This window comes from Stenotrophomonas sp. Steno-Z4 (assembly GCF_056393145.1).
In genome coordinates this window covers 392280-405528 of the sequence record NZ_JBWJPC010000003.1, presented here as the reverse complement: position 1 = coordinate 405528, position 13249 = coordinate 392280, and the positions used below count along the sequence as shown (strand labels likewise).

Sequence of the window (13249 nt, the reverse complement as noted above, 5' to 3'; positions counted from 1 at the left end):
GACCGCCCGCTGAACGGCGTGAGTGTTTCGTTCACGGAACGCGCCCCCGGGGATGCGAGAATCCGAAGACCACCAAGGAATCACCGGTATGGCTACCCGTAACCGCATGCCGCCCTGGCACGAAGTTTTCAAAGCGCCCAGCGGCCATGAGCTGCTGATCCGCCCGATTCGTCCCGAAGACGACGAACCCCTGAAGGGGGCGTTCAGTCTGTTCGGGCCCGCAGAAGTCCGCGACCGCCTGACGCAGTCGGTCGATGAGCTTTCTGCAGAGGCGGCGTATCGACTCACCCATCCCAACGTCAAGAACGAGATCGTGCTGGTCGCCGCCGAAAACGAGCAGGCAGGCGTTGCGGTGGTCGGTGCGCTGGCGCGCGCGTCGATCATCCCGGGCACGAAGGATGCCGAATACTCGATCCTCATCAGCCGGTTCCTCATCGGCCAGGGTCTCGGCCGACAGTTGATGCGCAAGCTGGTCAAGTGGGGCAAGGGCAAATACCTGGATCACCTGTACGGCGACGTGCTGGAAGCAAACGAACCGATGAAGCAGCTGGCCGCCTCGCTGGGCTTCAAGGCCGTGCCGCATCCGCAGGGCACGCCCGGCCTGGTGCGCATGGTGCTGGAACTCGATCCGGGCCAGTAAGAGGTCATCACGTGGCGGTCTGCTAAAATCGACCGCTCATGTCACGTACCTCAACTCCTACACCGCCGCTGCCCCGTTCCGGGCAGCTCCGCGCCTGGTGGCGCGCTCCCGCCTCGCCCACGGCGCTGGCGTGGTACATCGCACGCGCTGCGGAAACGCACGACGGGCCGTTGCTGGTCATCGCGCGCGACAATCACGGCGCCAACCAGATCGAGTCCGACCTGCGCACCCTGCTGGGTGCCGCGTCGGACCTGCCGGTGGTGGCCTTCCCGGATTGGGAAACGCTGCCCTACGATGCCTTCAGCCCCCATCCGGACATCATTTCGCAGCGCCTGGCCGCACTGCACCAGTTGCCGACGCTGCGCCGTGGCATCGTGGTGGTGCCGGTGCAGACCCTGCTGCAGCAGCTGGCCCCGCTCAAGTACATCATCGGCGGCAGCTTCGACCTGAAGGTCGGCCAGCGCCTGGATCTGGATGCGGAAAAGCGCCGGCTGGAAGCGGCCGCCTACCGCAACGTGCCCCAGGTGATGGACCCGGGCGATTTCGCCGTGCGCGGTGGCCTGCTCGACGTGTTCCCGATGGGCGCGGAAGCGCCGTTGCGGATCGAGCTGCTGGATGAGGACATCGATTCGATCCGCGCCTTCGACCCGGAAAGCCAGCGATCGCTGGACAAGGTCGACGCGGTGCGCATGCTGCCCGGCCGCGAAGTGCCGTTGGACGAACTGAGCGTGTCGCGGGTGCTGGCCACCCTGCGCGAACGCTTCGACGTGGATACCCGGCGCAGTGCGCTGTACCAGGATCTCAAGTCCGGGCTGGCACCGGCTGGCGTGGAGTACTACCTGCCGCTGTTCTTCGACGCGACCGCCACGCTGTTCGATTACCTGCAGCCGAACGCGCTGCCGGTGATCGCGCCGGGCGTGGGCGAGGCGGCGGCTTCGTTCTGGGCGCAGACCCAGAACCGCTATGAGCAGCGCCGGCACGATGTGGAGCGCCCGTTGCTGGCGCCCACCGAGCTGTACCTCAGCCCGGAGGGTCTGAGTGCACGTTTGAACACCCTGCCGCGCATCGAAGTCTGGAGCGCCGACCACCCGCGCATCGACGAAGCCACGCCGCTGGGCGACCAGCCGCTGCCGCCGCTGCCGGTGGCCGCGCGCGATGCGCCAGCCGGTGAAGCACTGAAGTCGTTCCTGGGCCACTACCCGGGTCGGGTGCTGATCGCCGCCGATTCGCCGGGCCGCCGCGAAGCGTTGCTGGAAGTGCTGCTGTCGGCCGAACTGAAGCCGCCGGTGGTGGCCGACCTGCCGACCTTCCTGGCCGATCCGGGCCAGCGCTTCGCCATCACGGTGGCGCCGCTGGAAGACGGCTTCGCGCTCGATACACCGCCGCTGGCGGTATTGACCGAGCGCCAGCTGTTTCCCGAGCGCGCCGGCACCACCCGGCGCAGCCGCCGGGTCGGACGCGAGCCGGAAGCGATCATCCGCGACCTGGGCGAGCTCACCGAAGGCGCGCCGATCGTCCATGAAGACCACGGCGTCGGCCGCTATCGCGGGCTGATCGTGCTCGACGCCGGCGGCATGCCGGGCGAATTCCTGGAGATCGAATACGCCAAGGGCGACCGGCTGTATGTGCCGGTGGCCCAGCTGCACCTGATCAGCCGCTACTCCGGCGCCTCGCCGGAGACCGCGCCGCTGCATTCGCTCGGTGGCGAACAGTGGAGCAAGGCCAAGCGCCGCGCGGCCGAGAAGGTCCGTGACGTGGCCGCCGAACTGCTGGAGATCCAGGCCCGCCGCCGCGCGCGCGCCGGCCTGGCGCTGCATGTGGACCGCGCGATGTACGAGCCGTTCGCGGCCGGCTTCCCGTTCGAGGAAACCGCCGACCAGCTCGCCGCGATCGATGCGACCCTGCGCGACCTGGCCAGCAGCCAGCCGATGGACCGCGTGGTCTGCGGCGACGTCGGCTTCGGCAAGACCGAAGTGGCCGTGCGCGCCGCGTTCGCCGCCGCCAGCGCCGGCAAGCAGGTCGCCGTGCTGGTGCCGACCACGCTGCTGGCCGAACAGCACTACCGCAATTTCCGCGACCGCTTCGCCGATTGGCCGCTGCGGGTGGAAGTGCTGTCGCGCTTCAAGAGCACCAAGGAGATCAAGGCCGAGCTGGAAAAGGTGGCGGCCGGCACCATCGACGTCATCATCGGCACCCACCGCCTGCTGCAGCCGGACGTGAAGTTCAAGGACCTGGGCCTGGTAGTGGTGGACGAAGAGCAGCGCTTCGGCGTACGCCAGAAGGAAGCGCTGAAGGCGATGCGGGCCAACGTACACCTGCTGACCCTGACCGCCACGCCGATTCCGCGCACGCTCAACATGGCCATGGCCGGCCTGCGCGACCTGTCGATCATCGCCACCCCGCCGCCGAACCGGCTGGCGGTGCAGACCTTCATCACCGTCTGGGACAACGCGCTGCTGCGCGAAGCCTTCCAGCGCGAACTGGCCCGTGGCGGCCAGCTGTATTTCCTGCACAACGACGTGGAAAGCATCGGCCGCATGCAGCGCGACCTGGCCGAGCTGGTGCCCGAGGCACGCATCGGCATCGCCCACGGGCAGATGCCCGAACGCGAGCTGGAGCGGGTGATGCTGGATTTCCAGAAGCAGCGCTACAACGTGCTGCTGTCGACCACGATCATCGAATCGGGCATCGACATCCCCAACGCCAACACCATCATCATCAACCGCGCCGACCGGTTCGGCCTGGCCCAGCTGCACCAGCTGCGTGGCCGCGTCGGCCGTTCGCACCACCGCGCCTACGCCTATCTGGTGGTGCCGGACAAGCGCTCGATGACGCCCGATGCCGAAAAGCGCCTGGAAGCCATCGCCTCCATGGACGAACTTGGCGCCGGCTTCACCCTGGCCACGCACGATCTTGAGATCCGCGGCGCCGGCGAACTGCTGGGCGAAGACCAGAGCGGGCAGATGGCCGAGGTGGGCTTCAGCCTGTACACCGAACTGCTTGAGCGCGCGGTGCGCAGCATCCGGCTGGGCAAGCTGCCGGACCTGGATTCGGGCGAGGAGGTGCGCGGTGCCGAGGTTGAGCTGCACGTGCCGGCGCTGATCCCGGACGACTACCTGCCCGACGTGCACACCCGCCTGACCCTGTACAAGCGCATCAGCAGCGCGCGTGACAGTGGCGAGCTGCGCGAACTGCAGGTGGAGATGATCGACCGCTTCGGGTTGCTGCCCGACGCGGCCAAGCACCTGTTCGCGGTGGCCGAGCTGAAGCTGCAGTGCAACGCACTGGGCATCCGCAAGCTGGAACTGGGTGAGAACGGCGGCCGCATCGTGTTCGAGGCCAAGCCGTCCATCGACCCGATGGCGGTCATCCAGATGATCCAGAAGCAGCCCAAGCTGTACACCATGGATGGCCCCGACAAGCTGCGCATCAAGGTGCCGCTGCCGTTGCCCGAAGACCGCTTCAACGCGGCCAAGGCGCTGCTGACCACGCTGACGCCGGGCTGACCTCCCCCGCGAAGGTAGAGCCGACTGTTAGTCGGCTACGCGGACTAATCGCCCCGCGAAGGTAGAGCCGACTGTTAGTCGGCTACGCGGACCGACCGCCCCGCGACGGTAGAGCCGACTGTTAGTCGGCTACGCGGACCGGACCCGAGCGCGGACGGCAGCGGACTAACAGTCCGCTCTACCTCGGACGCCGCTTGCACAAAAAAGGGCCCGGCATTGCCGGGCCCCCTCGATTACCAGATCACCACGCGCTTGTCGTCGGCACTCACCATCGCATCGCCCGGCTTGCACTCGAACGCCTGCGCGAACGCCGGCATGTTCGACGGCGCGCCGTTGGCACGGAAGTTCGCCGGCGCATGCGGGTCGGTGTTCAGGCGCACGCGCAGTTCGCCGTCGGTGAAGTTGCGGCGCCACACGGTGGCCCAGTTCATGAAGAAGCGCTGGTCCTGGCTGTGCCCATCCACGGCGACATTGGCCTTGGGGTTCTCCTTCAGCGCCATCTGCAGCGCGTCGTAGGCCACGGTCAGGCCGCCCAGGTCGCCGATGTTCTCTCCCAGGGTCAGCTTGCCCTTCACGTTCACGCCCGGCAGCGATTCATAGCCATCGAACTGCGCCACCAGCTGGTCGGTACGGCCGGTGAAGGCCTTGCGGTCGCTGTCAGTCCACCAGTTGTCGAAGTTGCCGTTGGCGGCGAACTGGCTGCCCGAATCGTCGTAGCCGTGCATCATTTCGTGGCCGATCACCGCACCGATGCCGCCGTAGTTCAGCGCCGGATCGGCCTTGGCGTCGAAGAACGGCGCCTGCAGGATCGCGGCCGGGAACACGATCTCGTTCTTGGTCGCGTTGTAATAGGCATTGACGGTCTGCGGGGTCATGCCCCACTCGGTCTTGTCGACCGGCTTGCCGATCTTGTTGAGCATGTAGCGGTAGTTGAACGCGCGCGCGGCCTGCATGTTGCCCAGGTAGCTGTCGGCGTTGGTCTCAAAGCCCGACCAGTCGCGCCACTTGTCCGGGTAACCGATCTTCGGGGTAAAGCTGGCCCACTTCTCCAGCGCCTTCTTGCGGGTGTCTTCGCCCATCCACTCCAGCTTCTCCAGGCGCGCCTTCAGTGCCACCGAGAGGTTTTCCACCAGGTGCTGCATCTGTTCCTTGGACTCGGCCGGGAACACCGCGTCCACGTACAGCTGGCCAAGGCCTTCGCCGATGGAAGTGTTGACCGACTCCAGCACGCGCTTCCAGCGCGGCTGCATTTCCTTCTGGCCACGCAGGGTGGTGCCGTAGAAGTCGAAGTTGGCCTTCTCGAACGCACTGCTCAGGTAAGGCGCGGCGTCATCGACGGTGTGGAAGCGCAGATAGGCCTGCCAGGTCGAGGCCGGCACTTCGGTGAGCATCTTGTCCATTTCGCCGAAGAAGCCCGGCTGGGCCAGCGAGAATTTCTGTGCGGCCGGCACCTTCAGGGTGTCGAACAATGCAGTCCAGCTGAAGTTCGGAGTCAGCTTGTCCGCTTCAGCGGCGCTGACCGGGTTGTAGCGCTTGGCCGGGTCACGCAGTTCGATGCGCGACAGCGAGGCCTTGGCCAAGCGAGTTTCGAACTCCATCACCGCCTGCGCCTGGGTCTTGGCCTGCGCGGCGTCCACCCCGGACAGGGTCAGTGCCTGCGCGATGTAGGCCACATAGGCCTCGCGGATTTTGGCCTGCGATTCGTCGAAGTAATAGCCCTTTTCCGGCAGGCCCAGGCCGCCCTGGCCGACATAGGCGATGACGTTGGCCGAGTCCTTGTAGTCGGCGTTGGCCGACAGTGAGAACAGCACGCCCTGGCCCTGTGCCTGGCTGTCGCGCAGGTACTGGGTGATGGCGGCGGTGTCGTTCAGCGCGGCGATCTTGTCCAGCTGCGGCTGCAGCGGGGCGATGCCGGCCGCTTCGATCTTTGCTTCATCCGAGCCGGTCTTCCAGATATCACCGATCTTGGCTTCCACCGAGCCGGCCTTGGCCTGGCTGGCGGCCGCCTGCTGCACCAGCGCGTGCTGCACTTCCAGCGAGCGCTCGCGCAGGATCTCGAAGCTGCCCCAGGTGGTCTGGTCGTTCGGCACCGGGTTGGCCTTGAGCCAGCTGCTGTTGACGAACCCGTTGAGGTCGGTACACGCGGCGATGGCCGGATCGAGGTCAGCGCTGTTGAGCGAGATCAGCGGCGTCTTGATCTGCGACAGATCGAACGCCGGCTTGGCATCGGCCACGGCGGCAGCCGGCGCGGTATCGGTCTTGCCACAGGCCGCCAGCGACGCGGCGATGGCAACGGTCAGGCCCAGCGGGACCAGCTTGGAAAACTTCATTCGACTCTCCGGCTACAGGGAAGCATCACCCGCAATGCGGGCAATCAGGCAGCGTAGCGCGGGTGAGCGGGTTCGGGACCGGCCAAAGGTCACAGGCTGTATCGACCAACGGTCGATACCTGCCTGCCCCCGCCCGGTAGGTGCGGACCGTTGGTCCGCACGCACGGAGCGCAGGGAAATCCACCAACGGTGGCTATTTACCGCACTTTGCCCTGGTTCGCCACGGCCTCAGCGGCCTTGCGGGCTGCTTCCGGGTCGCCCAGGTAGCGGAACGACTGCACGGTCAAGTCTTCGTTGAGCTCGAACAGCAACGGAATGCCGGTCGGGATGTTGAGCTCCAGGATGGCTTCCTGCGAGACGTTGTTGAGGTACTTGTACAGCGCGCGCAGCGAATTGCCGTGCGCGGTGACCAGCACCGTCTTGCCGTCCTTCAGCTGCGGCGCGATCGCGTCGAACCAGTACGGCAGCACGCGGTCCAGCGTGGTCGCCAGCGACTCCGTGCCCGGCAGCGCATTGCGGTCCAGCGTCGAGTAGCGACGGTCGTGGATCGGGTGGCCCGGATCCTCGCGGTCCATCGCCGGCGGCGGGATGTCGTACGAACGGCGCCAGATCTTGACCTGGTCCTCGCCGTGCTTGGCCGCCGTCTCGGCCTTGTCCAGGCCCTGCAGCCCACCGTAGTGACGCTCATTGAGGCGCCAGCTCTTGCTCACCGGCAGCCAGTCCTGGTCCAGCTCGGCCAGTGCGCCCTGCAGCGTGTGGATCGCGCGCTTCAGCACCGACGTGTGCGCCACATCGAACTGCAGCCCCTCTTCGCGCATCAGGCGGCCGGCGGCGGCGGCCTCGCGGCGGCCCTGCTCGGTCAGTTCCACGTCCACCCAACCGGTGAAGCGGTTGTCCAGGTTCCACTGGCTCTGGCCGTGGCGCAACAGTACGAGTTTCCGGGTCACTGCGGTTTCTCCGAGGGGATGGCGAGGCAGACCCCCATTGTAGCGGCAGCCGCCGGTTCAGGGATGTGGATGACCGTGATGGCCCTGCGCGTCCGGGCTGCTGCGGCGTGGCTCATGCGTCCGCCCATGCGCGTGTCCGGCATGGTCATGGTCATGATCGCCGTGCCCCGCCTTCACCGCCGGCGTGCCATCGCCGCAATCATCCCCGCAATGGTCCGCCTCGATCTGCAGCGTCACATGATCGATGCCGAACTCCTCGTGGAGCGCCGTGCCCAGCCGGCGGCGCAGCCCGTCCGCATCCACGCCTTCGGCGACCACCACATGCGCGGTCAGCGCTGGCGTGCTCGAGGCCAGCGCCCATACATGCAGATCGTGCACATCCTGCACGCCCGCGTGCGCGCACAACCGCGCGCGCACCGCCTCCACCTGGATGCCCTTGGGCACGCCTTCCAACAGCACGTTGATCGCCTCGCGCATCAGCACCCACGTGCGCGGCAGCACCCACAGCCCGATCAGCACCGCCAGGATCGGATCGATCGGCCTCCACCCGGTCCAGCGGATCAGCAGCGCGCCGATGATCACCGCCACCGAACCCAGCATGTCCGCCCACACTTCCAGGTAGGCGCCCTTCACGTTGAGGCTCTCACCGCTGCCCGCGCGCAGCAGACGCATCGAAATCAGATTGATCACCAGCCCGAAGGCCGCGATCACCAACATGCCGGTCGACGCGATTTCCTGCGGCTGGCGGAACCGCGCCACCGCCTCCCACAGGATGTAGCCGGCCACCACGAACAGCATGCCGCCGTTGATCATCGCGCCCAGCGCTTCCAGCCGCGCATACCCGTAGGTGCGCCGTGCATCCGGTGGGCGCCGGCTCAGCCGCACCGCCACCAGCGCGATCATCAGTGCCAGCGTGTCGGTGGCCATGTGCGCCGCATCGGACAACAGCGCCAGGCTGTTGGTCCAGAACGCGCCCACCACCTCGACGATGAGGAAGGTGGTGGTCAGCCCCAGCGCCCACCACAACGGCTTCTCGTGGCGGATCTCGCTCGGCAGGTGATCGTGGTCGTGACCCATGGCAACAGCTCCTGTGCAATGGGCAAAGCCTACTGCGGCAGCCGCCGGGGAGACTATTACGGTGTTTATAACATTGCAGCTCGCGCCGCCTGGGCATGGGGTGTGCCCGGAAACCGCTGCAGCACAAGGCTCGGCACGGCGCATCCCTCGATCGAGGGATTCGACAGGGTCGCCGACGTCAAATACTATTGATTCTCAATTGCTTTGCAGCCCCCGCCGCCGTGTCCCGTTCGCAACCGCCCTCCCCCTCCCCGACCGTACCGGCCGGTGCCACCCCGCGCCGCGCATCGCCGCGCAAGGCTGGCAACGGCGTGCTCTGGGCGCGCGGCGGGCTGGCCCTGCTCGGCGGCTACGCGGTTGCGGCCACCTGGGCTGCCGCGCTGGCGCGCCTGCTGCCCGGCAGCCTGGCGGATGCCGCACTGGCCGCGACCATGGCCTCGTTCGTGATCTACACCCTCGCCGCGATCTGGGCCTATGCGGCGCGCAGCGTCGCACGTGCGGCGGTGGGGCTGGCACTGGCAGCCGCCGTCGGCGTTGCCCTGTCCACCCTGCTGGCCGGGAGCGCGGCATGAGCCAGGGCTTCCGCCAGTCGCAGGCGGTGCTGCACACCTGGTCCGGCCTGGTGGTCGGCTGGGTGCTGTACCTGATCTTCATCGCCGGCACCGCCAGCTACTGGCGGGTGGAACTGACCCGCTGGATGCAGCCGGAACTGACCCTGCCGGCCACTACGGAAATCGCGCTGGAACAGGCGCAGGCCTTCCTGGCGCGCACCGCGCCGGATGCCACGCGCTGGTCCATCGAACTGCCCGGCAGCCGCAGCAACGCTACCGCAGTGCGCTGGCAGCCCAAGGATGCACCGGAACCCAAACGCGGCCAGCCCAACCCGTGGCAGGCCACGCTGGATGCCAACGGCGCCCCGGTGCAGGCGCGCGAAACGCGCGGCGGCGATTTCTTCTACCGCCTGCACTTCGACCTGCACTACGTGCCGGTGATCTGGGCACGCTGGTTCGTCTGCTTCTGCACCATGTTCATGCTGGTGGCCATCGTCAGCGGCGTGATCACCCACAAGAAGATCTTCGCCGACTTCTTCACCCTGCGCCGCGGCAAGGGCCAGCGCAGCTGGCTGGACGGGCACAACGCACTGGCGGTGCTGTCGCTGCCGTTCCACCTGATGATCACCTACACCGGGTTGATCACGCTGATGACCGTGTACATGCCGTGGGCGGTGGATGCCAACTTCGGCGGGCGCGATGCGTTCTTCGCCGAGCTGTTCCCGCGCGAGGCCAAGGTCGAGCCGCTGGGCCAGGCCGCCACGCCACCGGCGCTGGCGGCCCTGTTGCCGGTGGCCGCGCGGCAGTGGGGCGATGGCCATGCCGCCTCCGTGGTGGTTGACCAGCCCGGCGATGCGGCGATGCGCATCACCCTGCGCCGCGACAGTGGCGACCGCATTGCCGACAGCGGCGAACCGCTGCGCTTCGATGCCCGCGGCACGCTGCTGGGTGAGGCCCCACGACGCTCGGCCACCGTGTACACCCGCGACGGCATGATCGGCATGCACGCCGGCCGTTTCGCCCCGACCGCGATGCGCTGGCTGTTCTTCCTGTCCGGCGTGGCCGGCACGCTGATGGTGGCCACCGGGCTGGTGCTGTGGACGGTGAAGCGACGCGAACAGCTGCCCGATCCCGCCTGCCCTCACCTGGGTTTCCGCATCGTGGAACGCCTGAACATCGGCTTCGTGGCCGGCCTGCCGGTGGCGATGCTCGCGTTCCTGTGGGGCAACCGGCTGCTGCCGGCCGCACTGGAGCAACGCTCCAAGGCTGAAATCAGCGTGTTCTTCGCCGCGTGGGCGGTGTGCCTGGTGCATGCCACGCTGCGCCTGCCGCGCCGCGCGTGGGTGGAACAGCTCGCCTGTGCAGGTGTGCTCGCCGTGCTGCTACCGGTGTTCAACGTGGCGGCGTGGCACGGCGGCATGTTCACGGCCTTTGCCACAGGCGACCTGGCCAAGGGCGGCATCGATGTCGGCCTGCTGCTGATCGGTGCAGGCCTGTTGTGGGCCGCGCGCAAGGTCAACCGGCATGTGCCGGCGCAGCGTCGTGTGCGTGCGCCACGCGCCGGCGCGGCCACCGCGACCGGGCCCGGCGCATGACCGTGCTTGCCCTGCTGCTGTCGCTGTTCGGCTTTGCGTGCCTGTCGCTGGCCATGGAACGCCACCATCGGGATGTCTTCGGTCCCGCCCCTGCGCCGGCGCGCCGCCGCCGGCTGCGGCTGCTCGGCTGGGTCGCGCTGAGCGCCGCCGTGGCCTGCAGCATCAGCGCCTGGGGCATCGCCTACGGCGTCATCGCCGGTTGCGGCATCCTCGCCGCCGGTGCCGTCCTGCCCCTGCTCTGGCTCAGCTACCGGACCGCGCCCATGGCGCGACCCTCGCCACGCTCCGCCGCACCGCGCGCGCCCGATTCCTGATCTTCGCTGCTACCGAGGTTTTCCCATGTCCCGCTTCCGCACCGCTGGCGCCCCGCGCCGGAACACCCTTGCCCTGTGCCTGGCGCTGGCCGCCACGGCGCCCTCTCTGGCGCTGGCCCAATCCGTCGCCACGCCGGACGGGGACACCCCGAAGACCACCGAGCTGGACAAGGTGATGGTCACCCAGCGCACCGAGGGCTACCAGGTGTATGGCACCAACACCGCCACCAAGCTGCCGTTGACCCTGCGCGAAACCCCGCAGTCGCTCACGGTGTTCACCCGCCAGCGCATCGAGGATTTCAACCTCATCACCATCGCCGAAGTACTGCAGCAGACCCCAGGCGTGACCGTGCAGTCGTATGACAGCAACCGCACCCTGTTCAATGCCCGTGGCTTTGCGATCAACAACTTCATGTTCGATGGCGTGCCGACCAACTACACCACCGGTGCCGGCGGCAACTCGATCCTCAGCGACACCTCCATCTACGAGCGCATTGAAATCGTGCGCGGCGCCAGCGGCCTGGTGACCGGCTCGGGCAATCCCTCTGCCACGGTCAACATGGTGCGCAAGCGCCCGACCGACACCTTCCAGGCCAGTACCAGCCTCAGCGCCGGCTCGTGGGACTACAAGCGCGGCGAAGTGGATGTCTCCGGCCGGCTGACCGACAACGGCCGTGTGCGCGGCCGCTTCGTCGGCGCCTACACCGACAAGGAAAGCTGGGTGCGTTTCCAGCACGACAAATCACCCAGCCTGTACGGCGTGATCGAAGCCGACCTCACCGACAGCACCCGCCTGCGCGCCGGCATCGATTACCTCAAGACCGAATCCGACGGCGGCGCCTGGAGCGCCTCGCCGCTGTTCTTCCGCGATGGCAGCACCGCGAAGATGCCGCGCTCCTACAGCGCCGCAGCACGCTGGAACGAATGGAACCGCGAAAGCACCAACTATTTCCTCACCCTGGAGCAGCAGTTCGGGGCCGGCTGGAGCGGTCGGCTGGCCTACAACCGCCGCAACACCGACACCGACAGCCTGCTGCTGGCCGGCTCCAATACCGGCAACTGGGCCGACCGGGTCACCGGCCTGGGCCTGCGCATCGCCGATACCTATTCGGTGTCCGAAACCCGCGAAGATGCCTTCGACCTGTATGCATCGGGCCCGTTCCAGCTGTTCGGGCGCCAGCACGAACTGGTGGTGGGCGTGAACCATTACGACCGCGACCTGGACACGATCCGTGCCGGCATCAGCTCGCGCCCGTACAACGTGGCCGCCTTCCCCAGCATCTACAGCTGGGACGGCAACATCGGCAAGCCGACCACGTTCAACTACGGCATTCCCTCCAACACCACGACCACCACTGAAACCGGCTACTACGCCGCGGTGCGCCTGAACCCGATCGACCCGCTCAAGGTCATCGCCGGTGTGCGCTACTCGGACTACAAGAGCAGCACCGACAATTTCGATGTCAACGGTGTGTTCACTGGGCGCAGCGCGCGCACCACCGCGCATGAGCCGACCCCGTACCTGGGTGCCATCTACGATCTCAGCGCGAACATCTCCGCGTTCGCCAGCTATTCCGATGTGTTCCAGGCCACCGCGCTGCGCGACATCAACAACCAGCTGCTGGATCCTGTGACCGGCAGCAACTACGAATATGGCTTCAAGGGCGAGTTCTTCGGCGGCCGCCTGTACGGCTCGCTCAACGGCTTCTACATGAAGCAGGACAACGTGGCCACGCGCGACCCGGCCGGCGCCGACATCGTGCTGCCCGACGGCAGCGTGCCCTACATCGCCAGCAAGGGCATTGAAACCAACGGCGCCGAATTCGAACTGTCCGGTTCGATCACCGACACCTGGAGCATGACCGGCGGCTACACCTACGCTTACAGCACCAACCCGGATGGCAGCCGCTTCGCCAGCACCAGCCCCATGCAGCTGGCACGCTTCAACACGACCTGGCGCCACGGCAGGTGGATGGTCGGCGGTGGGTTCACAGTGCAGAGCGAGATCTACCAGATGCAGCCGATCCCGACCGGGCGCTACACCGCGGCCGGGGCCCCGATCACCGCCACCGGCAAGATGCGCCAGGGCGGGTACGTGCTGTTCGACCTGATGGGGCGGTACCGGATCACCGACAACGTGAGCGTGGGGGTGACCGTGACCAACCTGTTCGACAAGGTGTACTACCGCAATGTCGGGTTCTTCAATTCGGGCTACTGGGGCGAGCCGCGGCGGGTGTTGTTCAATCTGCGGGCCAGATTCTGAGGGGCAGTCACGCAGGGCATGGCTCC

The 13249-nt window shown here is 67.3% G+C and carries 9 protein-coding genes; 6 read left to right on the top strand and 3 right to left on the bottom strand.

The window, feature by feature from the left end:
- Positions 1 to 88 precede the first annotated feature (88 nt).
- A complete protein-coding gene (locus AC06E7_RS10630) occupies positions 89 to 640 on the top strand; it encodes a GNAT family N-acetyltransferase (protein ID WP_093533131.1) in 552 nt (183 codons plus the stop codon).
- Between the two features lie 38 nt (positions 641 to 678).
- Complete coding sequence (gene mfd, locus AC06E7_RS10625) at positions 679 to 4146, top strand: transcription-repair coupling factor (RefSeq protein WP_478064563.1); 3468 nt, start codon at positions 679 to 681, stop codon at positions 4144 to 4146.
- A gap of 233 nt (positions 4147 to 4379) precedes the next feature.
- Here mfd and AC06E7_RS10620 read toward each other — a convergent pair whose 3' ends face one another.
- The 3 genes from AC06E7_RS10620 to AC06E7_RS10610 all read right to left on the bottom strand — a co-directional run bounded on the left by AC06E7_RS10620 (position 4380) and on the right by AC06E7_RS10610 (position 8500).
- Positions 4380 to 6476, bottom strand: a complete 2097-nt coding sequence (locus AC06E7_RS10620; RefSeq protein WP_478064561.1) for a M13 family metallopeptidase — start codon at positions 6474 to 6476, stop codon at positions 4380 to 4382.
- A gap of 197 nt (positions 6477 to 6673) precedes the next feature.
- Positions 6674 to 7423 carry a 2,3-diphosphoglycerate-dependent phosphoglycerate mutase gene (gpmA, locus tag AC06E7_RS10615; RefSeq protein ID WP_478064559.1) on the bottom strand — a complete coding sequence of 250 codons (750 nt, stop codon included), beginning with the start codon at positions 7421 to 7423 and terminating at the stop codon, positions 6674 to 6676.
- 57 nt (positions 7424 to 7480) lie between these two features.
- The gene (locus AC06E7_RS10610) at positions 7481 to 8500 is read right to left on the bottom strand and encodes a cation diffusion facilitator family transporter (protein ID WP_307107231.1); all 1020 of its coding nucleotides are present in this window, start codon (positions 8498 to 8500) and stop codon (positions 7481 to 7483) included.
- A 221-nt stretch (positions 8501 to 8721) separates the two neighbouring features.
- On the opposite strand from AC06E7_RS10610, the gene AC06E7_RS10605 reads away from it, so the two are divergent.
- Genes AC06E7_RS10605 through AC06E7_RS10590 form a run of 4 tightly spaced genes read left to right on the top strand, consistent with a single transcriptional unit; the run spans position 8722 to position 13223 of the window.
- Positions 8722 to 9072, top strand: a complete 351-nt coding sequence (locus AC06E7_RS10605; RefSeq protein WP_478064557.1) for a hypothetical protein — start codon at positions 8722 to 8724, stop codon at positions 9070 to 9072.
- On the top strand, positions 9069 to 10646 hold the full coding sequence (locus AC06E7_RS10600; protein WP_478064555.1) for a PepSY-associated TM helix domain-containing protein: 1578 nt from the start codon (positions 9069 to 9071) through the stop codon (positions 10644 to 10646). Before AC06E7_RS10605 ends, AC06E7_RS10600 begins: the two co-directional genes overlap by 4 nt.
- Positions 10643 to 10960 carry a DUF3325 domain-containing protein gene (locus tag AC06E7_RS10595; RefSeq protein ID WP_478064554.1) on the top strand — a complete coding sequence of 106 codons (318 nt, stop codon included), beginning with the start codon at positions 10643 to 10645 and terminating at the stop codon, positions 10958 to 10960. Before AC06E7_RS10600 ends, AC06E7_RS10595 begins: the two co-directional genes overlap by 4 nt.
- Before the next feature lie 25 nt (positions 10961 to 10985).
- Positions 10986 to 13223, top strand: a complete 2238-nt coding sequence (locus AC06E7_RS10590) for a TonB-dependent siderophore receptor (protein ID WP_478064552.1) — start codon at positions 10986 to 10988, stop codon at positions 13221 to 13223.
- The last annotated feature ends 26 nt before the right edge of the window (positions 13224 to 13249 follow it).